The sequence below is a fragment of the Kiloniella laminariae genome (assembly GCF_027214005.1).
GTDB lineage: Bacteria > Pseudomonadota > Alphaproteobacteria > Kiloniellales > Kiloniellaceae > Kiloniella > Kiloniella laminariae_A.
On record NZ_JAPWGY010000001.1, the window covers coordinates 163,462 to 186,452 of the forward strand.

Sequence of the window (22,991 nt, forward strand, 5' to 3'; positions counted from 1 at the left end):
TACTTATCCCAATAGGCTGTCAGCAGCAGCGCGTGCTTCGTTGGTTATCTCGGCTCCGGAGAGCATCCGCGCGACCTCTTCTCGCCTGTCTTCGGGCGAGAGTGTGAACACCGTTGTCGTTGTCAGTTCCCCGTCACTCGACTTGGCAACTTTCAAATGCTGGCTGCCCTTGGCGGCGACCTGCGGGCTGTGCGTGATCACAAGTATCTGTCGCTCATCGGCAAGGCGAGACAGACGTTCGCCAACAGCGTGAGCGGTCGCACCACCGATCCCGGCATCGACTTCATCAAAAACAAGGCAGCCGATGGGGCTTACCTTGGCCATAACCACTTTTAGCGCCAGCAGGAAGCGGGCGAGTTCTCCGCCTGAGGCGATCTTGCCAAGCGGGCCTGGTGCCGAACCGCTGTTTGTCGCAACAAGAAAAGAAACCTGGTCCCAGCCCTGGCGGCTCCATTGCTCTTCGTCGAGATTCTCGATTTCGGTTTTAAAGGTGGCGCGCTCCAGTTTCAGCGGGGGAAGTTCCGCGTTGATTTCAGCATCCAGCTCAAGCGCTTTCCTGTGACGGGTCTGACTCAGCTTTTCCGCAGTCAGGGCGTAGAGTTTGCGGGTTTCCTCGCACCGCTTGTCCAGTTTTTCGAGATGGGCATTGCCCGTATCGATCAGATCAAGCTGGGTCGCGATCTGGTCGCGAACCTGCGGCAGGGTTTCCGGCTCAACCCGGTGTTTGCGGGCAAGATCCTGGTAAAGGAAATAGCGCTCCTCAATTTCCTGAAGCCGGGAGGGATCAATATCGAGATCATGGGACAGCGATTGCAGCCCGGCCAGAGCATCCTGAATTTCGAAACTGGCGCGATCAAGTGCATCAATGACCGGCTTGAGTTTGTCTCCGGCACGGTCCGCGACATTCCCAAGATGGCGCAGGGCATCAATCAAGGCATTCTCTGCGCCGCCAACCCCGTTATCCCCTGTTAGATCAACGATCGAGGCGTTCATGGCACTGATCAGCTTCTCGCTGTGCATCATGAACTGTCGCTGGGTGACGAGTTCTTCCAGTTCGCCTTCCACTGGAGACAGGGCGTCGAGTTCCGCCAGCGCATGACGGAGGAAGGTTTCTTCCCGCTGGGCCTGGGCCAGTTTTTCATCGGCGCTTTTGCGTTCCTTGACAGCGGCGCGCCATTGATCCCAGATGCCCGAGAGTTCTTTTACAAGCGGGTCAGTATGGCTGACAGCATCAAGCAGGTTACGGTGGTTGCTCTGATCGAGCAGGCCGCGTTGTTCAAACTGTCCCTGAACTTCAACAAGAAGGTCTCCGGCCTGACGCAGGAGATTGGCTGAAACCGGCAAGTCGTTGAGATAGGCCCGGCTGCGACCATCTGCATTGACGACCCGGCGAAAGACCAGTGTGTCGTCTTCCAGGGTAATATCGTGTTCTTCGAGAAGGGCAAAAACCGGATGCCCGGGTGCTGGTGCAAAGACAGCACTGACAGAAGCTTTGTCCATGCCCTGACGCACCAGGCGGGATTCAGCTCTGGCACCCAAGGCGAGCCCGAGCGAATCAAGCAGGATGGATTTTCCTGCTCCGGTTTCTCCGGTGAGCACGCAAAGGCCATCTTTGAATGCTAGCTCAAGGTGGTCAATGAGGACCACGTTGCTGATAGTAAGGGTCAGCAGCACGGCACACCTGTTTTCATTAGAGGGCTGTTTCCATCAGAGAATAGAATTCCAGGTACGGGAAATCCAGGAGCCGTCTACATCTTCAGGCTCAAGATCCTGCCCGTTGAGCAGAGCGTAGCTGTCCTGATACCAGCGGTCACCCGGAAAGTTGTGTCCGAGGACGGCGGCTGTTGCCTGGGCTTCATCAATCACTCCAAGTGCGAGGTATGCCTCTACCAGCCTGTGCAGGGCTTCGGGAACATGTGTGGTGGTCTGGTATTCGCCGATAACCGTACGGAAACGGTTGATCGCGGCAAGGTATTCCTGACGCTGGAGATAATAGCGCCCGATGGTCATCTGCTTGCCAGCAAGGTGATCGGTGGCCAGATCTATCTTCAGCTGGGCATCACGGGCATATTCTGTATCGGGAAAGCGGCGTACAACATCGCGCAAGGCTGTCAGGGCTTCGCGAGTCATCTTCTGGTCCCGGGTCACGTCAGAAATCTGTTCGTAATAACACAGGCCCTTGAGGTAGTACGCATATGGTGTATCCCGGTTACCGGGATGGAGTTCGATAAAACGATCCAGTGCTGCAATGGCATCGTCGTACTTGTTGTCAGAATAGTGTGCATAAGCGGCCATAAGCTGCGCTTTGGAAGCCCAGACGGAATAGGGGTGCTGGCGCTCGACCTCGTCAAATAATCGGGCTGCTTCCTTGTACTCTTCCGCTTTCAGGGCGTTGTTGGCACTGCTGTATAGCTCTTCTACCGGTCTTTCGATGTATTCTGGCTTGTCGTCCGAACTGCAAGCTGCAAGAGCTGCAGCCATGAAAAGGGCAAGTCCTGCGCGCTGAAAGGGCGTATTTCTGATGTGTCGGAAAAGACCGGATATCATTCTGCAATTCTCTTTTCGTGAGCCATACTTCTGGTCATGAGCTGTTTCTCAAGTCGATCAATCGAATTCTCACAGCACTATAGGGCTTCATAATCCCGGCCTCAAGCCAACTGAGAGCTTCTTGCGATTAAATGCGGTGAAAAAAGTATCCGGAGGGAAGGGAAAAGCAAAAAGCCCGGCGAAACCGGGCTTTTCCAAAACTGTAAAGCGGGATCAGAAATCAGCCTAAGCTGTGGCTGCAACCGCCCGTTCCGGAACCGTGAAGCTTGAGCGCGGGGTTGCTGCTTGCTGGATTGGCAATGTTGCCCATTCCCAGGCTGAATTGTCATTCATAAGCTTGTGAACCAGACGATAGGTCTGGGCATGCCCTGTACGGACGCCGTGATAGTGACCGACAATCGGGGCGCCTGCGAGATAGAGATCGCCGATGGAATCGAGGATCTTGTGACGTACGAACTCGTTCGCATAGCGCAGACCGCTTTCGTTCATGATCTCGTCACCGTTTATGACGATGGCATTGTCGAGGGAGCCGCCACGTGCCAGGCCCATTTTCCGCATCTGGTCAACTTCATGCAGGAAGCCAAAGGTCCGGGCGCGGCTGATTTCCTGTTTATAGCGGTTGGCGCGGACTTCCATATAGAGTTCCTGACGGCCAATTGCCTGACTTTCAAAGTCAATGGCAAAGCTGACTGAGAAATCTTCGCCGGGGCTGAGAATGCCGGAACGGTTTTCTTCGTCGTCACGGACTTCCTTGAGGATGCGAATCGCTCTTTTCGGGGCGTTCTGCTCAAGAACTCCGGCACATTCAATCAGGAAAACAAAGGGAGCGGCACTGCCATCCATCACGGGAACTTCGCCCGCACTGATATCTATGGTGCAGTTGTCGATACCGAAGCCTGCGAGGGCAGACATGAGATGTTCGATGGTTGCGATTTTTACACCGTCTTTGACCAGTGTGGTGCAAAGCGGAGATTCGATTGCGTATTTCCAGGTCGCGGGGATAACGGCGCCTTTTCCAGCAACGTCGGTGCGGCGGAAAACAATTCCGGTTCCCGGTGCAGCCGGGTGGAGTGTCATGATGACCTTATCGCCTGAGTGCAGACCAACCCCAGAACAATTAATGGCACTCTTAAGGGTTTTCTGTTTCTGAACGCGTGTGGCGGCAGTAGCAGTTTTCATGATGACACTTCGTTTGTTAGTTAATCCCCCCGGAGGCAGTGGGACTGCTCCGATCGATATAATGCAACAGGGGAACGATAGCGCGTCCCCCTGTCTCTAACAAATCACTGTTTGTTTCAGTATGTTACGAAGTCAGCAACATACTGAAACAATTACCTGTGCATGGATTTAATTCGCCTGACGCCGCAGAAATGCTGGGATATCCAGCAGATCTTCATCAGCGGCGGGAGACTGGATCCGGTCATGAGGATCAAGACCTGTCAGGCGTGGCTGTTGTGCAGGTGCTGCCGGTGCCGATTCGGCAGGTGCTGTTGCTGTGGCAACAGCTGGAGCGGCAGCGGCCGGAGTGGCTCTGCCAGTCTGCAGTTCTTCCTGTTCATCCGCCTGCGTTGCTGCCTGAAGGGCGCGCGCTGCGCCACCTGTGATCCGGCCAAACAGGCCTTTGCTTTTTTTGGACTCTTCAAACCTGTCCGTACCGTTGGCCATAGCGGCCGCAGCAAAGGGGTCAGCTTTCTGAGGTGCAGCCTGTGGGGCTGCAGGTTTCTGATTGCTGACTGTTACGGGGCGTGGAGCAACAAAGCTGTCATTCCTGATTTCAGCCTGCGGTGCCATTTGCTGTGGGTTCCGCTGATTTTGTCCCTCAGCTTCGCTGCGTGTGATTGCGGCTTCGATGCTGGTGTGGGCCGGGCCGCTTTCAATAATTGGCTGGCTGCTGGCAGTCGCCTGAGCAGCGGCTGGCTGTGGTGCCATTGATGGTCCCTGCGCCGGGGCTGTCTCTGCCCGGGCAACCATTTCTTCAGCAGGTTCTGCTTTAGGTTCGGGGGAAACATTCAACGGAGCCGGTGGCGTCTGGAAAGACTGAGCGGCCGGACGGATATTCCGGATCGATTCTGCATCAATACCTGTTGCAACAACAGACACACGCATGGTGCCATCCATGTTCGGATCAAAGGTTGATCCAAAGATGATGTTGGCTTCAGGGTCGACTTCGTCCCGGATGCGGTTGGCAGCTTCGTCAACTTCAAAGAGGGTCAGATCAGGGCCGCCAGTGATGTTGATCAGAACACCCCGGGCACCTTTCATGGAAACTTCATCGAGCAATGGATTGGAGATTGCAGCTTCGGCAGCGTCCATCGCGCGGGTTTCACCACTGGCTTCGCCCGTTCCCATCATTGCCTTGCCCATTTCGGTCATTACGGCCCGGATATCGGCAAAGTCGAGGTTGATCAAACCAGGCATAACCATCAGGTCGGTAACACCACTGACCCCGGAGCGAAGAACATCGTCAGCCATTTTAAAGGCGTCAGCGAAGGTGGTTTTCTCGTTGGCGATACGGAAGAGGTTCTGGTTCGGGATGATGATCAGTGTATCAACATACTGGGCCAGTTCTTCAATTCCTTTCTCGGCAAGGCGCATGCGGTGCACCCCTTCGAAATGGAAAGGTTTGGTGATAACGCCGACGGTCAGAATGCCGGCATCTCTGGCGGCTTTGGCAATAACCGGCGCTGCTCCTGTCCCGGTACCACCACCCATCCCGGCAGTGATGAACACCATGTTGGAGCCTTCGAGGTGGCCGAGAATTTCGTCCATGGCTTCTTCGGCAGCAGCATGACCAATGTCTGGTCTTGAACCTGCGCCAAGGCCCTGGGTGATGTTGCGTCCCAGTTGAATCGTGCGTTCACAGGATGACTGGGCAATTGCCTGGGCATCTGTGTTGGCAATGAGGAATTCAACACCTTCCAGATTGCTCTGAATCATGTTGTTTACAGCATTTCCGCCTGCACCGCCGACACCGATTACGGTGATCCGGGGAGTCAGTTCGGATTCAACTGGTGGTACATCTAAATTTAAAGCCATCACTAACCTCCGTTGATCGCCGACTCGGCGAATTCGTTTGTCAAGTTGTACTATAAAGTCAGGGAATCAGTCGAGCGATTTCCAAACTTTTATCTAAAAATTTTCCCGAAACCATCTTCCGAATCTTCCAACGAAGTTCTGTGGGTGGTGTACTTCGGGTACTTTTTCGCCCTGAACGTCATTATGGGCGATGGTGGCGTAAGTTAATAAACCCGCACAGGTTGCAAAACTGGGGCCTCCTGTGGCATCTGCGAGACCAGTAACACGTATTGGACGTCCGATCCTGACCTGCTTGTCGAGGATCAGGCTGGCGAGATCCGGAAGTCCCGGAAGCTGACTGGCGCCACCTGTAAGAACGACACGGCGCCCGCCGATTTTGTCAAATCCGCTCATCTCCAGTTTGGACCTGACGATTTCAAAGGTTTCTTCAAGACGCGGTTGAATAATTCCAACCAGTAGGGAACGGGGGACCTGCTGGGGTTGACTGCCGGCAGCTTCTCCGACCTGTGGCACATCAATCATTTCCCGCTCATCGGTCACTGTTGCTACAGCGTGTCCATAAAGCGTCTTCATTCGCTCGGCTTCGACCACAGGAGTGGACAGGCCGCGAGCGACATCGTTGGTAACGTGGTGTCCGCCGACAGGAATAACATCGCAATAGACCAGTTTCCCTTCGCTAAACACAGCGATTGAAGTCGTTGATCCCCCCATATCAACCAGGGTGACGCCCAGTTCCATCTCGTCTTCGACCAGACAGGCGAGGCCAGAGGCAAAGGGGGAGAGAACAAAGCTGAGCGGATCAAGATGACAGCGTTTGATACAGGTCTTGAGGTTGCGCAGAGAGTTGGAAGCAGCTGTGACCAGATGCATGGTCACGCCAAGAGTTTCTCCGTGCATCCCCCGGGGATCCTTGATGCCGCGATTGCCGTCAAGGGTATAGCCGGTCGGCATGGAATGGATCAGCTGGCGCCCCTGTTCCGGGTTACCGGCTGGTCCCTGAACCTGGCTGGCATGTTCAAGGGCCTGGGTCAGGTCACTTTCAGTAACTTCATGGCCGTTGATGGATATTTCGAGATTGATATTGTGGGATGAAGGATTCCCGCCTGAGAGGTTGACGAAAACAGAATTGACTGTTTCGCCTGCCATCTGTTCAGCTGCATGAACCGCGTTAAGGATGGAATCCTCAAGGGTCTCCATGTTGACAATGTTACCACTCTTCATGCCATGGCTGGCCTGCTGACCGATACCAATGACCTTGGGCAGGTTATCGCCATCCATCTGGGCAATAAAACAGCAAATCTTGCTGCTCCCGACATCGAGAACCGCGACTGTTCCATGTTTGATGGCACCAAGGGGACGCTTCATGATCGACAGCTCTCTTCGGCTGGACCAGGGGCAAGCGGTCTGATGTGCCAGAATTGGTGGCGGGAAAACGGCATCAGGTTTTTTCTCCTTTAACGACCTGGCCTTTGTCTTTGGCTGCGCCACTAGAGGTCCTGACGATAAGGCGATCTCGCAGACGAAGATCTACCAGTACGACATCGCGCTCCAGGACGCCTTCTTCTCGTTCGATCCTGGCAAAGAATGACCAGGCGGCTTCCGGGTTTTCTTCGGGAAGCTGAACATCAACGCCGTTGTTGAGACGAATGTTCCAGCGGCGTCCACTGACCCTGACGGCAGCTTCAACCTGCCCGCCCAGCTCTGGTTCACTTTCCAGAAGCGCCAGAATTTCCCTGGCGTAGCTTGGGGCATCCGAGCCAACGATCAGAGGAAGCTTGGCGAAGTTGCTGGCTTTGGAGGATTCAATCACGTCGCCTTCCTGATCAATCACATGAAGTACACCGTCCTGTTGCCACAGGGCCAGGGGTTCGCGTTCAATCAGATTGACATAGATAACGTTCGGCAGGCGTCTTTCCACCACGGCCTGTTTAACCCAGGGGAGTGCTTCAATCTTGAGTTTGGCTTCTTCGGGGGAAAAAGCGAGGATAGGGGTGCCGCGTTCAACATCAAGCTTGGTCAGGATGGCCGCTGCTTTGGTGCGGTTGCGTCCTTCGACCAGCACATCCTGTACTTTGAGACCAGCGTCGGCAGTCATGCCATAAAGGTTTTCCTGAGCCCGGGTAATTTGTTCAGGAATCCAGCCATTGGTCCAGAGCACGGTTGTTACGGCAGCCGTGGCGCAGAAGGCTACTGTTGCTGTTCCAACGAAAACCCGACGCCAGTTTGTATCGCTGAAAGGAAAACTCCGGCGTTTTTGAATCCGTTTACGCCGACGCGTTTTTTTAGGGTCGCTCATGACTCCTCCTTGCTCCGGAGAGCATCTTCGACCATCCAGGCGCAAAGTTCCGGAAAGGACATCCCGAGATATTTTGCTTGCTCGGGAACGAGACTGAGATCTGTCATTCCCGGCTGGGTATTGGTCTCGAGATAATAGAGCTTCCCGTCACCTTCGGGTGTATCGTCATAGCGAAAATCGCTGCGGCTGACGCCACTGCACCCCAGGACCTGATGGGCTTTCAGGGCGGATTCAAGTGCTTCCTCGTAAATCTCAGCAGGAACTTTTGCTGGAATGATGTGCTCTGTTTTGCCTTCTGTGTACTTGGCTTCATAGCTGTAGAAGCCCTGTTTTGGTACAAGTTCTGTGACAGCAAGTGGCTTGTCTCCCATCACAGCAACCGTAAGCTCGCGACCGGGGATGTAACGCTCGACCATGATCGCGCCATCAAATCCGAGTTCTTTTCTTGTCATCGCAACATGATTGTCGCCCTGAAAGACAATGTGTACACCAACGCTGGAGCCTTCACTGAGTGGCTTGATCACATAGGGGCGAGGAAGGGGATCACCCTTGGCCAGAATGCTGGCCTGTATTGTTTTGCTTTCCGGAACCCGGACACCAACCTGAGAGACCATTGTTTTGGTTCGCTCTTTGTGCATGGCCAGGGCAGAACTAAGTACACCGGAGTGGGTATAGGGAATGCCCAGCAGTTCAAGGAGCCCCTGAACACAACCGTCTTCTCCCCAGCGTCCATGCAGTGCATTGAAAACAACTGCGGGAGCGAGATCCTGTAACTGTTTGATCAACAGGGAGATATCTTTGCCAACATCGATTTCGGTGACATCATAGCCTGCTTCGCGCAATGCCTTGGCGCAGGCTGTCCCACTTGCCAGAGATACATCTCTTTCAGCAGAAACGCCTCCTTTAAACAGTGCGACTTTGCAGGTCATGACTTCTGGTTCCTTGTTGTGATCTCGCCAATACGTTTGATTTCCCACTGCAACTCGACCCCGGAAGTCTCTTTAACCTTCCTGCGGACGGTTTCTCCGAGCTCTTCCAGATCTCTGGCAGTGGCCTTGTCGGTGTTGATGAGGAAGTTGCAATGTTGCTCTGATACCTGGGCATCGCCGATTTTCATTCCCCGACAACCAGCCTGATCAACCAGCTCCCAGGCTTTGTAGCCTTCCGGGTTCTTAAAGGTGCTGCCACCAGTACGCGACTTGATTGGCTGACTGCTGCCGCGGGCATTCTGGATTTCTTTCATTTGCCGGGCGATGGCTTCTGGGTCTCCGGGGCTTCCTGCAAAACAGGCGCTCAGGAAAATCCAGTCAGATGCCAGTGCGCAGTGCCGATACTCAAACCCCAGTTGTTCAGCTGTGAGCCGGTGTATTTTCCCTTGCGGATCCATCGCTTCAGCCCAAACCAGTATGTCCTTGGTTTCTCTGCCATAAGCACCGGCATTCATCCGCAAGGCACCGCCAATGGTGCCAGGCACCCCACAGAGAAACTCCAACCCGGTCAAGCCTGCTTTAAGCGCAGTTTTGGCAACTTTGACATCCAGGGCGGCTGCGCCACACACGACCAGGTTGCCATCAGAAACCACCTGGGCAAAAGCGGGGCCGAGCCTGATGACGACCCCTGAAACACCGCTGTCACGTACCAGGAGATTTGAGCCAACGCCGATCACCATAACGGGGAGGTCAGCGGGCTTGTTCTGCATGAAACAGACCAGGTCTTCCTGATCTGCAGGAGTAAAGAGAACATCAACAGGCCCACCGACCCTGAACCAGGTGATCTTGCCCAGACGTGCGTCAGGGGTATAGCTCCCCCGGACAGCAGGCAGGCGGTGGATCAGATGGTCTGGTGAAAGTGCGGCTTCGTTCATGTCTCAGTGGTGCCCCTCTTTTTGCGCAGGCAGTAGTTTTTCCAACTGTCCGGGAAGAGCATGTGCCCAGGCCGAGATATTTCCCGCGCCAAGACAGACAACGAGGTCACCTTCTTCTGCATAATCGGCGACCATCTCAGCCAGCTTTTCCGGATCAGGCAGTGCTATGGCGTTACGGTGACCACGGGTTCGCAATCCTGTAACCAGGCTATCTTTGTCGGCTCCTTCAATCGGGGTCTCGCCTGCTGCGTAAACATCGGCAACGATGACCTGATCGGCGTCATTGAAACAGGAACAGAAGCCCTCAAAGTGATCAGATAGGCGCGAATAACGATGGGGCTGCACGACAGCGATCACCCGGCTTTCGCCTTTGATGGCCTGTCTGGCTGCCTGCAACACAGCAGCGATTTCAACGGGGTGATGCCCATAATCGTCAATAATGGTGATGCCGTTGACTTCACCGGTTTTGGTGAAGCGGCGTTTGACACCGCTGAAATTTGACAGGGCCTTGCGGATGGCTTCATCGGCCATACCCAGCTCACTGGCAACCGAAATTGCGGCAAGTGAATTGAGGATATTGTGATTGCCCAGCATGGGGAGATGACAGTCCTTGATTACCCGGCTTTCGTCGCCACTGCGGCTTGAAATGGTTACATCAAAAAGATTGCCTGTGATTTCTGTGCGAATGTTTGTGGCGCGAACGCTTGCCTGTGGGCTGAGACCATAGGTGACAATTCTGCGATCCTGGATGCGACCGATCATGGATTGAACCACGGGATGGTCGATACAGAGCACGGAGAAACCGTAAAAGGGAATGTTCTTTACAAAGGTGGCAAAGGCATCGTGCAGGGCTTCGATGGAGCCATAAAACTCCATATGTTCCGGATCAATGTTGGTGATCACAGAGATAGTAGCCGGCAATTTGATAAAGGTGCCGTCACTTTCATCGGCTTCAACCACCATCCAGTCACCTTCGCCCAGACGGGCATTGGTGCCATACGCATTGATGATGCCGCCATTGATGACCGTGGGATCGAAGTGACCGCCATCAAGCAGAGCAGCAATCATAGATGTGGTCGTGGTCTTGCCATGTGTGCCACCAACAGCGACACAGGATTTGAATCTCATCAACTCGGCCAGCATTTCGGCCCGGCGAACGATAGGGATCAGATTATTTCGTGCTTCGGCAATTTCCGGGTTGTCCAGCTTGATGGCCGAAGAGACGACAACGACCCGTGCATCGGTAACGTTTTCAGCCAGATGGCCAATCATCACCTTGATGCCCATTTTACGCAGGCGTTGGACGTTGGCGGATTCAGCGATGTCACTGCCTTGAATCTGATAACCCAAATTGTGCAGAATCTCGGCGATTCCACTCATACCAATGCCGCCAATGCCGACAAAGTGCAGGGGGCCAATATCGAGGGGCATGCCTCTCATGCTGCCGCCCCGTTTGAAACGTTCGTGCTTGTTGATGATGTGTCTCCAATTTTTTCTGGTGGTCCGCAGACCAGATCAGCGAGATTGCTGGCAGCATCGATGATCGCGTGTGACCGCGCGCAGGAAGCTGCTCTTTGCAAAAGCTGGGTGTTTGAAAAGAGTGAAATCAGTCGGTTGGACAAATCCTGGGCATTGAGGCTTGATTGTGACATGAGCCAGCCTGCACCTGCATCGGCGAAATCCTGGGCGTTATCGTTCTGATGATCATCTGTTGCATGCGGATAAGGCACAAGAATGGCAGGTCTGCCTGCTGCTGCCAGTTCAGTAATGGTTGAAGCGCCGGAACGACAGATAACAAGATGGGCGCTGGACAGACGCTCGGGCATGTCATCAAAGAAAGATTTGAGATCAGCGGCGATACCAGCTGTATTGTATATCGTCGCAACGCTCTCGGCACTATCCCCGTCCTTGCGTACCTGCTGGCTTATTTGAATTCGATGGCGCAGATTTTCGGGCAAAAGGGCAAGAGCTTCGGGAACCAGGCTGTTGAAAACAGAGGCGCCCTGGCTGCCGCCGGTTACCAGCAGGCGAAGCGGGCTCTGTTCGCTCGGGGTGGGATAAGGGGTCTCTCTCAGGTTCATGATTGCAGGGCGAACCGGATTACCTGTGAGGATAATCTTGTTCTCACAGCCTGCAGGAATATGACTGACCTTGCGAAAAGAGGTGCAGATATTCCTGGCCCGGGTCGCCAGCAAACGGTTTGCCCGACCCAAAACCGCATTCTGTTCATGGAGATAGACAGGAATTCCCAGAAAACTGCCTGCCAGCCCCGCGGGTACGGAAGCATAGCCGCCAAAGGCAACCACGGCATCGGCTTTGATGCTTTGCAGTTTCTTCATTGCCTGCAAAATACCCATAGCAAGCTTGGCTGTACTGAGTGCCTTGTGCAGCAGGCTGCCACCAGCAATTCCACCTGCGGAGACCTTGTGAACGGTCACCTGTGGCAGATCATTTCCAAAACCCTGTCCTCGCTGGTCAGTGACCAGGCTGACTTTGTGTCCGCGTTGGATAAGTTCCTCGGCCAATGCACGCGCGGGGAACATATGCCCCCCCGTGCCCCCGGAAGCCAGAACGATGTGTTGCCGTTTCATGATTTTCTTCGGTGTTTTCTTCGGGGTCTGGCTCATGCCTCATACCCTCCATGCGGACGTCGGCGGGTGAGGGCCAGGACCATTCCCATACCGACAGCGAGAGCCAGGAGAGAAGAACCGCCGTAGCTGACAAAGGGCAGGGTCATTCCTTTGGTTGGAATGAGGTGCAGTGTCGATGCCATGTTGATAATGGCCTGTAGCCCAAACTGGGTCAAAAGCCCGGTGCATGCCAGCAGAACAAAAAGATTGTTTTCATGGAGCAAGCGACTGAAGCCCCGCAGAACAACGAAAGCAAATAGGCAGACGATGATCAGACAGGCAATCAGGCCCAGTTCTTCGCCCGCGACAGAAAAAATGAAGTCGGAATGAGCGTCTGGCAGGAGTGATTTTATCGTGCCTTCACCAGGTCCCTGACCAAGCAATCCGCCATTTTTGAACGCCTCCATTGAGCGGTTAACCTGAAAGCTGTTACCGGTAGCCGGGTCCAGAAAACCGTCTATTCGGGCTGTCACATGTGGCAGGGTATAGTAGGCAATAATCAAACCAAGAGCGGCGAGGAGAATAAATACACCAACCAGCATCATGGGAAGCCCTGCCAGAAACAGCTGGACACCGCCAATTGCAGTGATGACCACGGTCTGCCCCAAATCCGGTTGCATCATAAGCAGGCTGATCACCACCAGCCAGATACCAATGGCGATCCATGTTCCGGGAATACCTTCTTCCGTCTTGGCGCTGGCAAGCATCCAGGCGATGGTAACGGCGAAGAACGGCTTGGCAAATTCTGACGGTTGCAGAGAAAATCCCAACAGGTTTACCCAGCGTGTCGCGCCCTTGATCTCGACCCCGAAAACCAGAGTTGCGAGCAACAAAACAACGGTAAATCCCAGACCAATAACGGCAAAGCGCCGGATCTTCCGGACGGAAAGAAGCGATATGCCAATCATTAAACAGGCTGCGGCAGGCAAAAGTGTGAAGTGGCGCTTTGCCAGCTGGAAGGTGCCGACACCAATCCGGTCAGCCGCGGCAGGTGATGCGGCGAGCACCAGCAAGGCACCAAACGCCATCAAGGCAAGAAGGGCAGCAAGATTCCAGCGGTCAACAGTCCACCACCAGCGGCCAACAATAGAGGTATCTGTCCTGGCAAAAGTACTCATGATGCCTCCCTCCCGCTGGCCGTACTTGGCTGTTCGAGGTTATTGCTCTGAGTAAGCTTCTGGACGCATTCCCTGAAATGATCGCCCCTGACCTCAAAGCTGCGATACTGATCCCAGGACGCGCAGGCTGGAGACAGCAGGACGACGGCATTATCACAGTTATCATGCTGTGCATCTTTTGCGGCCTGTGCAATCGCCCGATCAAGAGTCTGACATTGTGTATAGGGAAGATCTTTCCCGATTTGCCGGGCAAAATCTTCAGCACATTCGCCGATCAGGTAAGCTTTACGGATACGGGAGAAGAGGGGCTTCAGACTGCTGATGCCTCCGTCTTTGGCGCGTCCGCCTGCAATCCAGTAGATGTTTTCATAGCTGCTGATCGCCCGGGCAGCGGCATCGGCATTTGTTGCTTTGGAATCATTGATGTAACGAATGTTCCCCTGTTGGGCGACAAGCTGTTGGCGATGGGCCAACCCTGGGAAACTCTTCATTCCCGCGACGATAGCGTCATTCGTCAGATTCAGGCGGCGACAACAGGCAAAAGCGGCAGCAGCGTTCTGGTGATTATGATCTCCGGGGAGACGTTCAACAGACTGCAGGTCCAGAATCTGCTCTTCACTGGCAAAGCGGTCGTCAATCAATTGTCCCTGGGCGGCAAAGACACCTTCTGCCAACCGGGTGTTGCCAGAAATCGGAATGGCTTTGCAGTTCCCAAGTGAATTGATCTGATCGAAAACCTGACGGCTGTCGGGATCATCCATCCCAATGATCGCGGCGTCGTCTTTTTCCTGACGATCAAAAATGTGCAGTTTTGCCTTGATATACCCTGCCATATCGCCGTGCCGATCAAGGTGATCGGGACTGAAGTTCAGCAGCAGGGCAATATCAAATCGCAGTTGGCTGAGCAGATCCAGTTGGTAAGAGGACATTTCCAGGACATAGACCCCATCGCTCTCCAGCATCGGGAGCTCAAGTGCCGGAGTGCCAAGGTTTCCCCCCACTGCGACTGGTCGGCCAGCCTGCGCGAGAATGTGCGCAATAAGGCTGGTTGTCGTGGATTTGCCATTGGTGCCGGTGATGCCAACAAAAGTTGCGTCGGGGCAGGCACGATACAGCAACTCGACCTCACAAATCACCTCTACCCCGGTAGCTTGTGCTGCAAGAGCAACGGGGTGCGGGACGGGGTGGGTCAGAGGGATGCCCGGTGACATCACTAGCGACTGAACAGCTGTCCAGTCGCAGTTGCCCAGATCAACAACCTTGAGTCCTGCTTCCGCAGCCTTGGCGCGTCCATCGGCATTGTCATCCCACGCCCATACGTCAGCTCCCGACTGTGCCAGGGCACAGGCAGCGGTCAAGCCCGAGCGTCCCAAGCCAAGGACTGCAAAGGCTTTGCCGTTTGTGGTGCTGATATAGGGACGCAGATCAATCATGCTTTACCTATCGCAGTTTCAGGGTCGCAAGCCCCAGCAGGGCCAGGATCATTGAAATAATCCAGAAACGAATAACAACCGTTGGTTCTGCCCAGCCCTTCTTTTCGAAATGATGGTGGAGCGGAGCCATGCGGAAGACCCTTTTGCCTGTGGTCTTGAAAGAGGCCACCTGGACAATGACGGAAATAGTTTCCAGTACAAAAAGCCCGCCGATTATTGAAAGAACGATTTCGTGTTTGGTAATCACTGCGATGGTTCCCAGAGCTCCCCCCATACTCAAGGAGCCGGTATCGCCCATAAAAACCATGGCTGGCGGTGCATTGAACCAGAGGAAACCCATGCAGGCGCCAACCAGTGCGGCGCAAAATACGGTGAGTTCTCCGGTCCCCGGTACGTATCCGATCTGGAGATACTCGGAAAAAATCGTGTTGCCGACCAGATAGGCAATCAGGCCAAAACAGGCTCCGGCGATCATGACGGGAACTGTCGCCAAACCATCCAGTCCGTCTGTCAGGTTGACAGAGTTGGAGGCACCGACCATTACGAAAACGGCAAACGGTATATAGAACAGGCCAAGATTGACGAGCAGGCCCTTGAAGAAGGGAATTGCCAGATGGGTGTCCATGTTTTCGGGGCTGACAGCGATAATGCCCCAGGTAGCCGAGACCGAAATCAGCACCTGGGCCAGAAGCTTGGCTTTTCCGGGCAGACCTTTGGTATTGCGTTTGGTCAGTTTCAGATAGTCATCGCCAAAACCAATCATGCCGAAGCCGACGGTGACCAGAAGGGTGATCCAGATATAGGGGTTTCGCAGATCAGCCCAGAGAAGAGTGGAGACAGAAAGGGCCAGCAGGAGCAGGCAGCCCCCCATCGTCGGGGTTCCCTTTTTCGTCAAGAGATGACTTTCAGGGCCATCGTCCCGGATCGGTTGACCTTCCCCCTGCTTGGATTTAAGCCAGCGGATAATCATGGGACCAAAGATGAAGGAAATCAGCAGCGCCGTCAGAACCGCTCCACCGCTTCGAAAGGTGATATAGCGGAACAGGTTGAAGATTTTGAAATCATCGGCAAGGGGAAACAGGAGTTCAAATAGCATCAGACATTTCCTCCCCTGTCAGGGGTAGGTTGGGATTTCAGGGCTTCGATGATGACCGACATCCGGCTTCCCAAAGATCCCTTGACAGAAACGACATCTCCACTGCGTAAAGCCTGAGCTATACAAGAGGCCAGTTCCTGGGAATTATCCTTGTGAATACCGCGAATTTCCGCCGGCAGGGCATCGTGTAAGGCTTTCATTTGCTGCCCGCAAGTAAATACCAGATCAATTGCTGAATCATTTATGGGGCCAGCCAGATCAGCATGAAGTTTTCGGGATTTTTTTCCCAGTTCCAGCATGTCGCCCAGGACTGCAATCCTGCGACCACTTGGTCCAGGCATCGAGTTGGTTAAAACATTGATACTGGCCCGAACCGATGCAGGATTGGCATTGTAACTGTCATCAATCAGCTCAAAGCTTTCGCCGTTACTCAGGGTTTGCATGGTTTTTTCGCCACGACCGGGTAGCCCTCTGACACTGCTGAGGTCAGTGGCGGCCTGATGGACATCAGCGCCGACAGCTTTGACAGCAGCGAGGACAGCGAGACTGTTTATGATCCAGTGAAATCCGGGATTGGCGATTGTAAAGTCAAGGATTTCGCCACAGATATCAGCTTCAACACGGCTGTATTCCGCGAAAAGTTCATATCCGATAAGTCGGGCCTGGGCATCGGGGTTTTCACCAAAGCCGATAATATTGGTGAGCCCGTTTTTTTGTGCACTTTCAGCCATGAGATCATAAAGCGGGTGATCCCGGTTCAGAATTGCCACACCATTGCTGGACATGGATTCGAATATTTCGCACTTGGCCTGAGCAATTTCCTCAAGCGATTTGAAGAACTCAAAATGTGCGGCTTCGATGGTACTGATGATTGCAACATCTGGACGTACAAGCTTGGTGAGTTCGCGGATTTCTCCGCTGCTGTTCATCCCCATCTCATTGATGGCATAGACTGAATCACGCGGCATCCGGGCCAGACTGAGCGGCACACCCCAGTGATTGTTAAAGCTTGCTGCACTGGCCGCTGTAATGGCCTGTTTGCTCAAACAGTGCCGCAAGGCTTCCTTGATGCTGGTTTTCCCGACCGATCCGGTTACACCGATAAATTTTGCCGAGCTGTTCGAGCGGGCTGAAGCGCCAAGGCGATTAAGGGCCCCAAGTGTATCATCAACCAGCAACAGGCTGACATCATCGCCAAGATGTTCCGGGCGATTGTGCACGACAGCAGCCGCAGCACCCTTTTCGAAGGCCTGGGCAACATAATCATGACCATCAAAGTTTGGTCCCTGCAGGGCAAAGAACAGATCACCTTTTTCCAGTGTTCTGGTGTTGAGAGACAGGCCTGTGGCCTGCCAATCTCGTGTATTTTGTCCGCCAGTGGCACTGGCGGCATCTTCGGCTGTCCACAGAACCGCACGCGTCATTTTGGACCTCCACTATTCAGGGCTGCAATCGCCTCGCGAGCAACCTTGCGATCATCAAAAGGAAATACTTTGTCGCCGATGATCTGGCCACTTTCATGACCCTTTCCGGCGATAATAAGGAGATCTCCTGTCCGAAGATCGGCAACGGCCTGGAAAATGGCCTTGCGACGGTCATCTATCTCGATCGCTCCCGGGGCAGCTGCCATCATGGCCGCGCGGATCAGGACAGGGTCTTCTGTGCGGGGGTTGTCATCTGTAATATAGGCCTGGTCACTCAGGCGTGCGGCGATCTCTCCCATCAGGGGACGCTTGCCCGGATCGCGATCCCCCCCGCAGCCGATAATGACAGAAAGCTTGTTCTGGCTATGAGGACGAAGGGCATTGATTACTGTTTCCAGTGCATCTGGCGTATGGGCATAATCGACATAGACAGCGCCACCGCGGGGGGTGCTACCGACATTTTCTGCCCGCCCCGGCACACCCTTGAGAGCAGGTAGAACTGCAAGAATGTCTTCGAGCCTTGCGCCACAGGAAAGTACCAGACCAAGAGCGGCCATGATGTTTGATGCCTGAAAACTTCCGGCGAGATTAAGATCCAGCTCATAGGTCTGCCCAAAGAGCGAAAGCACAAGGGACTGGCCCTCCAGACCCGGGGTCTGTTCAATCACCTGCAGGTCTGAAACACCATGTCCGTAGGAAATGATTTTTTGTTCTCTCTGGGCGCACAGCTCGGCAAGCCTGGCGTATTCAGGCATATCCGCGTTGAGCACAGCAGTGCCTCCCCGAGGGAGAAGGCGGTTGAACAGTTGCGCTTTGGCCTGGAAGTAGCTTTCCATGTCGCCGTGATAATCGAGATGATCTCGGGTAAGGTTGGTAAAGGCAGCAGCTTTCAGCTTCAGGCCGTCGAGGCGATATTGGTCCAGCCCGTGACTGGAGGCTTCGAGAGCCAGATGGGTAATGCCTTCGTGGCAGAGGTCCTTCAAGCAGGCAAAAAGCCCTATGCTGTCGGGGGTGGTCAGAGCCGCGGGGGCGTTGGGAAGGGGAGGGAAAAGACCAAGGGTTCCCAGACTTGCTGCTTTATGACCAAGTAGTTCCCAGATCTGGCGGGTGAAAGTTGCGATCGAGGTTTTGCCATTGGTCCCCGTGATGGCAACCAGATTTTGAGGCTGCGCAGCGTTGTAAGCTGCGGCGAGAAGGGCAATGGTCTGACGCGGGTTGGAACTTTCCAGAATTATCGCTTTGTTTCGATAGACGTCGAGATTTCGCCCGCGCGGAACAAGAAGAACTGTCGCGCCATTTTCGAGAGCTTGCGGGATAAAGTCGCAGCCATCCAGACCTTTGGGATTGGTTGTTGGCAAGGCAGCAAAGAGATAACCTTCCTGAACTTTTCTGCTATCAAGCGCCAGTCCGGAAATTTCCACGGTTCCGACTTCTTCCGCGGAACTGGCATCAAGGCCACTCCGGGGGCGCAGATCTTCGGGTAACTGTGTCAGCAGATCAACGAGCCGCAATCTTTCGTCCTTCCATGCGGGCTTTTGCTTTTTTCAGGATCGAGTTCCCGGCGTCATCGGCGCTTTCGATGTGTACAGGCTGAATCCCCAGCAGAGGTGCCATGCGCTCAACAACGCGTTTGACCACAGGAGCAGCAACCCAGCCGCCTGTTGCAAATCCATAGGTTTTTTTTGTGCCTTTAGGTTCATCCACCATTACGTAAACGACATAACGGGGATTATTCATCGGAAAGGCAGCGACAAAGGACGATACGCGAGAGTTTGTCACGTAACGGCCACCTTTAAGCTTATCAGCCGTCCCGGTTTTCCCGCCGACGAGATAACCTTCTGCATCGGCGTTTCTACCTGATCCATGCAGAACGACAAGTCGCATCATATCCCGCATCAGGATAGAGGTTTTTTCATTGAGTATACGTCGGCCCGCCGGGACATAATCCTTGTCGCGCTTGATAAATGTAGCGGGTTTCATAACTCCACCATTAACCAGACTCGATACAGCTGTGGTCATCTGCAGGGGGCTGACGGCAATACCATGTCCATAGGAGATAGTCATGGTGTTGATCTCTCGCCAGGGGGAAGGAACCAAAGGGGTGCCAACCTCGCTCAATTCTGTCGATGCGGTCCGAAGCAGGCCAAAGTTGGACAGATATTTGCGTTGGGATTCCGTCCCAACTTCAAGGGCCATCTGAACCGTGCCGATATTGCTCGAATAGATCAGAATTTCCGGTACCGAAAGCCAGCGTTTCATCGGTTTGTAGTCTGTGATGCTGAAACGGGATATCCGGATTGGCTTGCTGACGTCGTACCCATCATAAACCGAGGCAACACCTTCATCCAGTGCCATTGCTGCCGTCAGGAGTTTAAAGGTAGAGCCCATCTCGTATATGCCCAGGGTTGCGCGATTGAACCGCGCATCATCCGGGGCATCACCGGGAGAATCGGGATCGAAAGTAGGCAGGGAGACAGACGAGATGACCTCCCCTGTATTGATATCCATGACCAGACCAGCGGCACCAATGGCACTGAACTCCTGCATTGCGGCAGACATTTCTTCGGTCAGTATATGCTGAACCCGCAGGTCGATGCTGAGCTCAAGAGGTTCCCCATTTTCGCGAAGGGCGGTATCAAAAGACTGTTCAACCCCGGCCAGCCCTTTGTTGTCAACATCTGTGAAGCCAACGATATGGGCAGAGAGATTCTTGTGCGGATAAAAACGGCGCTGTTCCTGCTCAAAGTTCAAGCCCGGGATGCCAAGGCCGTTAATCGCATACTGCTGCCGGGGAGTCAGATTGCGTTTGATCCAGATAAAGGCCCGGTCTGAAGACAATTTCTTTAAAAGCTTGTCCTGAGAAATCTCGGGGAGGATATCCGCAAGCAACCGGGCTGCGATTTCCGGGTTCGGAATTTTTTTAGGCTCAGCATAGAGCGAAGCAGTAGGCAGGGTTGTTGCCAGGACAATACCGTTGCGGTCCACAATGTCAGCCCGACGGGTTTGTACGGGCGGGGCTTCGTCAATCTCCTGGGCCGTGGAGGTGTTGTTGGCTCTGCCCCCCTGAAGCAGGGTCAGGTCAACAAGACGGATGCCTATGATGACAAAAGCCATGGCCATCAGGGCGCCGGCAACAATCAAACGGGTGCGTCCGACTTCAAGAGCATGGCGAATTCTGCCATCAAGTGAAATAACCGCCTTGGGAGACTGCGGATTACGCAGGTTGGTCAAGAGTCCCTGTTTGCGATCTTCGCGCCAGTCACTCATTCATAGATCTCCCCGCTTGTCAGGGTTGCGGTTCCCTGTGAATTGTCCGCTGTACCTTGGGTTGCCTCTTCGCCTGGGCGAGGAAGGTCATCAAAGGTGACAATCTGGGAAGAAGAGAGCGGCTTGAGGTCGAGATAGCGTGTCGCAAGTTTTTCCAGTCTGTCCGGCTGGTTCAGATAACTCCATTCCGCCTGGAGAATCCGGATTGCCTGTTTGTCAGTGGCGATCTGCCGTTCAACCACAGCCAACTGCAGTTCGAGGTCGGTCACATCCTGTTTTACCTGGAAAAGGACGATGGCGCAGGCGGTGCCAGCGACAATCCAGATAATGATTCCCAGATTTTTCATGCGCGACCTCCCTCTCTGGCCGGAAGAGTTCCGACAGGATGATCCGTGGCTGGGGCATCGGTCCGAATGGCAACACGAAGCTTGGCAGAGCGTGAGCGGGGGTTTTCGCGACACTCTTCATCAGAAGGGGGAATGGCTTTTTTGGTCGGCAGGTCGAAGGGAGCTTTACGCAACGCCGAGGGCTCGACCGTCGGAGTATGACGGGAGCCCTGCGGCGTTCCCCCACTGCGTTCGCGTAAGAAGTTTTTGACGATGCGATCTTCGAGGGAGTGAAAAGACACAACCGCGAGTCGACCACCGGGAGCAAGTAACTGTTCTGCTGCTGCCAGGCCGCGCTCAAGTTCGCCGAGTTCATCATTGACGAAAATCCGGAGAGCCTGAAAGGAGCGGGTAGCAGGATGAATCGACTTGCCATCCTTGTTGGGTTTGGTTTTCAGGAGGCGGCGAATAAGTCCGGCGAGCTGCAGGGTGGTCTCGAAAGGTTTTTCAACCCGATCCGTAACGATGGCGCGGGCAATCAGGCGGGATTTTTTCTCTTCACCATATTTATAGAGAATGTCAGCCAGCTCTTTTTCGCTGTAGGTGTTCACAACATGGGAAACGGGCTGGCGTAACGTGGATTCAGGACCATCCATACGCATGTCCAGCGGGCCATCTTCCTGAAAGGAAAACCCGCGCTCTGCCTGGTCAAGTTGCATGGAAGAGACGCCAAGGTCGAGGACGATACCATCTACGCTGGAAACGCCGATATTTTCCAGCAGTTGCATCATGTCGCCAAAACAACCGGCAAGGGGAACAAGTCGCCCGGCCTTGGTTTCTTCGAACTCGGCAGCTCTGCGCAGGGCAGTCGGATCGCGATCTATACCAAAAACCTTGCAGGGGGCCTGTTGCAAGATTGCTCGACTGTAGCCACCAGCGCCAAAAGTTCCATCGACAAAACACTCGCCTTCTCTGGGAGCAAGTGCATCAATGATTTCCGGCAGCATGACGGAATAGTGTCCCTCCTGCTGGGCAATGATCGGGGAAGAAGAGGTCATAACTGCCCCCCCTTGTTCGCCGGATTCAGGGACAGACTGAGTTTTTTGTCGCGAGCACGATCACGGGCTTCGAGCTTTTTCTGCTCAAGGGTTTCGGTGTTCCAGATCTGGAAAATATCCCCTTTGCCAACAAAGGCGGCACGATCGGTAATATTCGCATGTTCGATCAGGGCAGGAGGAAGAAGGATACGACCTTCGCCATCAAAGGAAAGCTGGTGGGCGTCAGCCAGAATGGCGGTGGCGAGGTCATCATGTTCATCGGAAAAAAGATCAAGGCTGGAGCTCATGCTTTCATGCAGGCGACGCATGAAATCCATGCCAGCAGCTTCCAGGGCCTGGGCGCGATAGGACCTGAAGACAACAATTCCTTGAAAAGGCTGGTCGGTGAGCATCTGGCGAAAGGTAGCCGGAACTGAAACGCGTCCCTTCTTGTCTACCTTGTTTTCGAATGTACCTAAAAAGAAGGTCACCTGAATTCCGCCCTGAATGATGCCGCCCGAAGAGATCCCGATGTGATCCCTGTTTGCGATTCACTGGAAAGCGCCCCCGCTTTCCTGAACCTGATGTGTTCCCTGTTTGGTCCAGATTGGGTGTATCTGGGTCACAAATGGGATTTTATGGGATAACATGGGATTGAATGGGTGTCAATGGTTTGGGGTGTGACATTGATATGGTTAAAACATCGTTAACTGTTTATATTTCAAGGAATTTTCAGGATGATAGTGGTTGTTTTTCAATCGCTTGTTTGGCGAGCTGTAGGGGCTTTGGTGAAGACATCGGGTTCAGCTCTGCCTGATCGGGAGAAGAAGATGTCCTGGATAAAGGCGTTTCAGCTGAATTGGAGAAAATGCAAGATCGGGCGTATCGTTATTGTTTTGTTGCCAATACACTGACTG

The 22,991-nt window shown here is 54.0% G+C and carries 19 protein-coding genes; all 19 read right to left on the reverse strand.

Features of this window, described 5'->3' with window-relative positions:
* Positions 1-3 precede the first annotated feature (3 nt).
* The 19 genes from recN to O4H49_RS00845 all read right to left on the reverse strand — a co-directional run bounded on the left by recN (position 4) and on the right by O4H49_RS00845 (position 22,565).
* Entirely contained in the window at positions 4-1,674 is a 1,671-nt protein-coding gene (gene recN / locus O4H49_RS00755; protein WP_269421494.1) for a DNA repair protein RecN, read from the reverse strand.
* 33 nt (positions 1,675-1,707) lie between these two features.
* Complete coding sequence (locus O4H49_RS00760) at positions 1,708-2,547, reverse strand: outer membrane protein assembly factor BamD (protein WP_331283731.1); 840 nt, start codon at positions 2,545-2,547, stop codon at positions 1,708-1,710.
* A 225-nt stretch (positions 2,548-2,772) separates the two neighbouring features.
* Positions 2,773-3,726, reverse strand: coding sequence for a UDP-3-O-acyl-N-acetylglucosamine deacetylase (gene lpxC / locus O4H49_RS00765; RefSeq protein ID WP_269421496.1), 954 nt, complete (start codon positions 3,724-3,726; stop codon positions 2,773-2,775).
* A 168-nt stretch (positions 3,727-3,894) separates the two neighbouring features.
* The gene (ftsZ, locus tag O4H49_RS00770; RefSeq protein ID WP_269421497.1) at positions 3,895-5,583 is read right to left on the reverse strand and encodes a cell division protein FtsZ; all 1,689 of its coding nucleotides are present in this window, start codon (positions 5,581-5,583) and stop codon (positions 3,895-3,897) included.
* A gap of 93 nt (positions 5,584-5,676) precedes the next feature.
* The gene (gene ftsA, locus O4H49_RS00775) at positions 5,677-6,948 is read right to left on the reverse strand and encodes a cell division protein FtsA (protein WP_269421498.1); all 1,272 of its coding nucleotides are present in this window, start codon (positions 6,946-6,948) and stop codon (positions 5,677-5,679) included.
* A 73-nt stretch (positions 6,949-7,021) separates the two neighbouring features.
* The gene (locus tag O4H49_RS00780; RefSeq protein ID WP_269421499.1) at positions 7,022-7,879 is read right to left on the reverse strand and encodes a cell division protein FtsQ/DivIB; all 858 of its coding nucleotides are present in this window, start codon (positions 7,877-7,879) and stop codon (positions 7,022-7,024) included.
* A complete protein-coding gene (locus O4H49_RS00785) occupies positions 7,876-8,808 on the reverse strand; it encodes a D-alanine--D-alanine ligase (protein ID WP_269421500.1) in 933 nt (310 codons plus the stop codon). The genes O4H49_RS00780 and O4H49_RS00785 overlap by 4 nt, the downstream gene beginning before the upstream one ends.
* Entirely contained in the window at positions 8,805-9,743 is a 939-nt protein-coding gene (gene murB, locus O4H49_RS00790; protein ID WP_269421501.1) for a UDP-N-acetylmuramate dehydrogenase, read from the reverse strand. The genes O4H49_RS00785 and murB overlap by 4 nt, the downstream gene beginning before the upstream one ends.
* A 3-nt stretch (positions 9,744-9,746) precedes the next feature.
* Complete coding sequence (gene murC / locus O4H49_RS00795) at positions 9,747-11,183, reverse strand: UDP-N-acetylmuramate--L-alanine ligase (RefSeq protein WP_269421502.1); 1,437 nt, start codon at positions 11,181-11,183, stop codon at positions 9,747-9,749.
* Positions 11,180-12,370, reverse strand: coding sequence for an undecaprenyldiphospho-muramoylpentapeptide beta-N-acetylglucosaminyltransferase (gene murG, locus O4H49_RS00800; protein ID WP_269421503.1), 1,191 nt, complete (start codon positions 12,368-12,370; stop codon positions 11,180-11,182). Before murG ends, murC begins: the two co-directional genes overlap by 4 nt.
* Positions 12,367-13,491, reverse strand: a complete 1,125-nt coding sequence (locus O4H49_RS00805) for an FtsW/RodA/SpoVE family cell cycle protein (RefSeq protein WP_269421505.1) — start codon at positions 13,489-13,491, stop codon at positions 12,367-12,369. Before O4H49_RS00805 ends, murG begins: the two co-directional genes overlap by 4 nt.
* Complete coding sequence (murD, locus tag O4H49_RS00810; RefSeq protein ID WP_269421506.1) at positions 13,488-14,924, reverse strand: UDP-N-acetylmuramoyl-L-alanine--D-glutamate ligase; 1,437 nt, start codon at positions 14,922-14,924, stop codon at positions 13,488-13,490. Before murD ends, O4H49_RS00805 begins: the two co-directional genes overlap by 4 nt.
* Before the next feature lie 7 nt (positions 14,925-14,931).
* Entirely contained in the window at positions 14,932-16,020 is a 1,089-nt protein-coding gene (mraY, locus tag O4H49_RS00815) for a phospho-N-acetylmuramoyl-pentapeptide-transferase (protein ID WP_269421507.1), read from the reverse strand.
* Positions 16,020-17,444, reverse strand: coding sequence for a UDP-N-acetylmuramoylalanyl-D-glutamyl-2,6-diaminopimelate--D-alanyl-D-alanine ligase (locus O4H49_RS00820; RefSeq protein ID WP_269421508.1), 1,425 nt, complete (start codon positions 17,442-17,444; stop codon positions 16,020-16,022). Before O4H49_RS00820 ends, mraY begins: the two co-directional genes overlap by 1 nt.
* Entirely contained in the window at positions 17,441-18,955 is a 1,515-nt protein-coding gene (locus tag O4H49_RS00825; protein ID WP_269421509.1) for a UDP-N-acetylmuramoyl-L-alanyl-D-glutamate--2,6-diaminopimelate ligase, read from the reverse strand. The genes O4H49_RS00820 and O4H49_RS00825 overlap by 4 nt, the downstream gene beginning before the upstream one ends.
* Positions 18,942-20,711 carry a peptidoglycan D,D-transpeptidase FtsI family protein gene (locus tag O4H49_RS00830; RefSeq protein ID WP_269421510.1) on the reverse strand — a complete coding sequence of 590 codons (1,770 nt, stop codon included), beginning with the start codon at positions 20,709-20,711 and terminating at the stop codon, positions 18,942-18,944. Before O4H49_RS00830 ends, O4H49_RS00825 begins: the two co-directional genes overlap by 14 nt.
* Positions 20,708-21,058 carry a cell division protein FtsL gene (ftsL, locus tag O4H49_RS00835; RefSeq protein ID WP_269421511.1) on the reverse strand — a complete coding sequence of 117 codons (351 nt, stop codon included), beginning with the start codon at positions 21,056-21,058 and terminating at the stop codon, positions 20,708-20,710. The genes O4H49_RS00830 and ftsL overlap by 4 nt, the downstream gene beginning before the upstream one ends.
* On the reverse strand, positions 21,055-22,095 hold the full coding sequence (gene rsmH, locus O4H49_RS00840; RefSeq protein WP_269421512.1) for a 16S rRNA (cytosine(1402)-N(4))-methyltransferase RsmH: 1,041 nt from the start codon (positions 22,093-22,095) through the stop codon (positions 21,055-21,057). Before rsmH ends, ftsL begins: the two co-directional genes overlap by 4 nt.
* The gene (locus tag O4H49_RS00845) at positions 22,092-22,565 is read right to left on the reverse strand and encodes a division/cell wall cluster transcriptional repressor MraZ (RefSeq protein WP_269421513.1); all 474 of its coding nucleotides are present in this window, start codon (positions 22,563-22,565) and stop codon (positions 22,092-22,094) included. Before O4H49_RS00845 ends, rsmH begins: the two co-directional genes overlap by 4 nt.
* Between the last annotated feature and the right edge of the window lie 426 nt (positions 22,566-22,991).

What these genes read in the sequence shown, in the direction of transcription:
- lpxC (WP_269421496.1), bottom strand. Translation starts at nt 3,726, where the DNA reads ATGAAAACTGCTACTGCCGCCACACGCGTTCAGAAACAGAAAACCCTT.
- O4H49_RS00805 (WP_269421505.1), bottom strand. Translation starts at nt 13,491, where the DNA reads ATGAGTACTTTTGCCAGGACAGATACCTCTATTGTTGGCCGCTGGTGG.
- rsmH (WP_269421512.1), bottom strand. Translation starts at nt 22,095, where the DNA reads ATGACCTCTTCTTCCCCGATCATTGCCCAGCAGGAGGGACACTATTCC.
- O4H49_RS00760 (WP_331283731.1), bottom strand. Translation starts at nt 2,547, where the DNA reads ATGATATCCGGTCTTTTCCGACACATCAGAAATACGCCCTTTCAGCGC.
- ftsZ (WP_269421497.1), bottom strand. Translation starts at nt 5,583, where the DNA reads ATGGCTTTAAATTTAGATGTACCACCAGTTGAATCCGAACTGACTCCC.
- ftsA (WP_269421498.1), bottom strand. Translation starts at nt 6,948, where the DNA reads ATGAAGCGTCCCCTTGGTGCCATCAAACATGGAACAGTCGCGGTTCTC.
- O4H49_RS00820 (WP_269421508.1), bottom strand. Translation starts at nt 17,444, where the DNA reads ATGACGCGTGCGGTTCTGTGGACAGCCGAAGATGCCGCCAGTGCCACT.
- murB (WP_269421501.1), bottom strand. Translation starts at nt 9,743, where the DNA reads ATGAACGAAGCCGCACTTTCACCAGACCATCTGATCCACCGCCTGCCT.
- O4H49_RS00785 (WP_269421500.1), bottom strand. Translation starts at nt 8,808, where the DNA reads ATGACCTGCAAAGTCGCACTGTTTAAAGGAGGCGTTTCTGCTGAAAGA.
- murD (WP_269421506.1), bottom strand. Translation starts at nt 14,924, where the DNA reads ATGATTGATCTGCGTCCCTATATCAGCACCACAAACGGCAAAGCCTTT.
- ftsL (WP_269421511.1), bottom strand. Translation starts at nt 21,058, where the DNA reads ATGAAAAATCTGGGAATCATTATCTGGATTGTCGCTGGCACCGCCTGC.
- murC (WP_269421502.1), bottom strand. Translation starts at nt 11,183, where the DNA reads ATGAGAGGCATGCCCCTCGATATTGGCCCCCTGCACTTTGTCGGCATT.
- O4H49_RS00780 (WP_269421499.1), bottom strand. Translation starts at nt 7,879, where the DNA reads ATGAGCGACCCTAAAAAAACGCGTCGGCGTAAACGGATTCAAAAACGC.
- murG (WP_269421503.1), bottom strand. Translation starts at nt 12,370, where the DNA reads ATGAGCCAGACCCCGAAGAAAACACCGAAGAAAATCATGAAACGGCAA.
- mraY (WP_269421507.1), bottom strand. Translation starts at nt 16,020, where the DNA reads ATGCTATTTGAACTCCTGTTTCCCCTTGCCGATGATTTCAAAATCTTC.
- O4H49_RS00830 (WP_269421510.1), bottom strand. Translation starts at nt 20,711, where the DNA reads ATGAGTGACTGGCGCGAAGATCGCAAACAGGGACTCTTGACCAACCTG.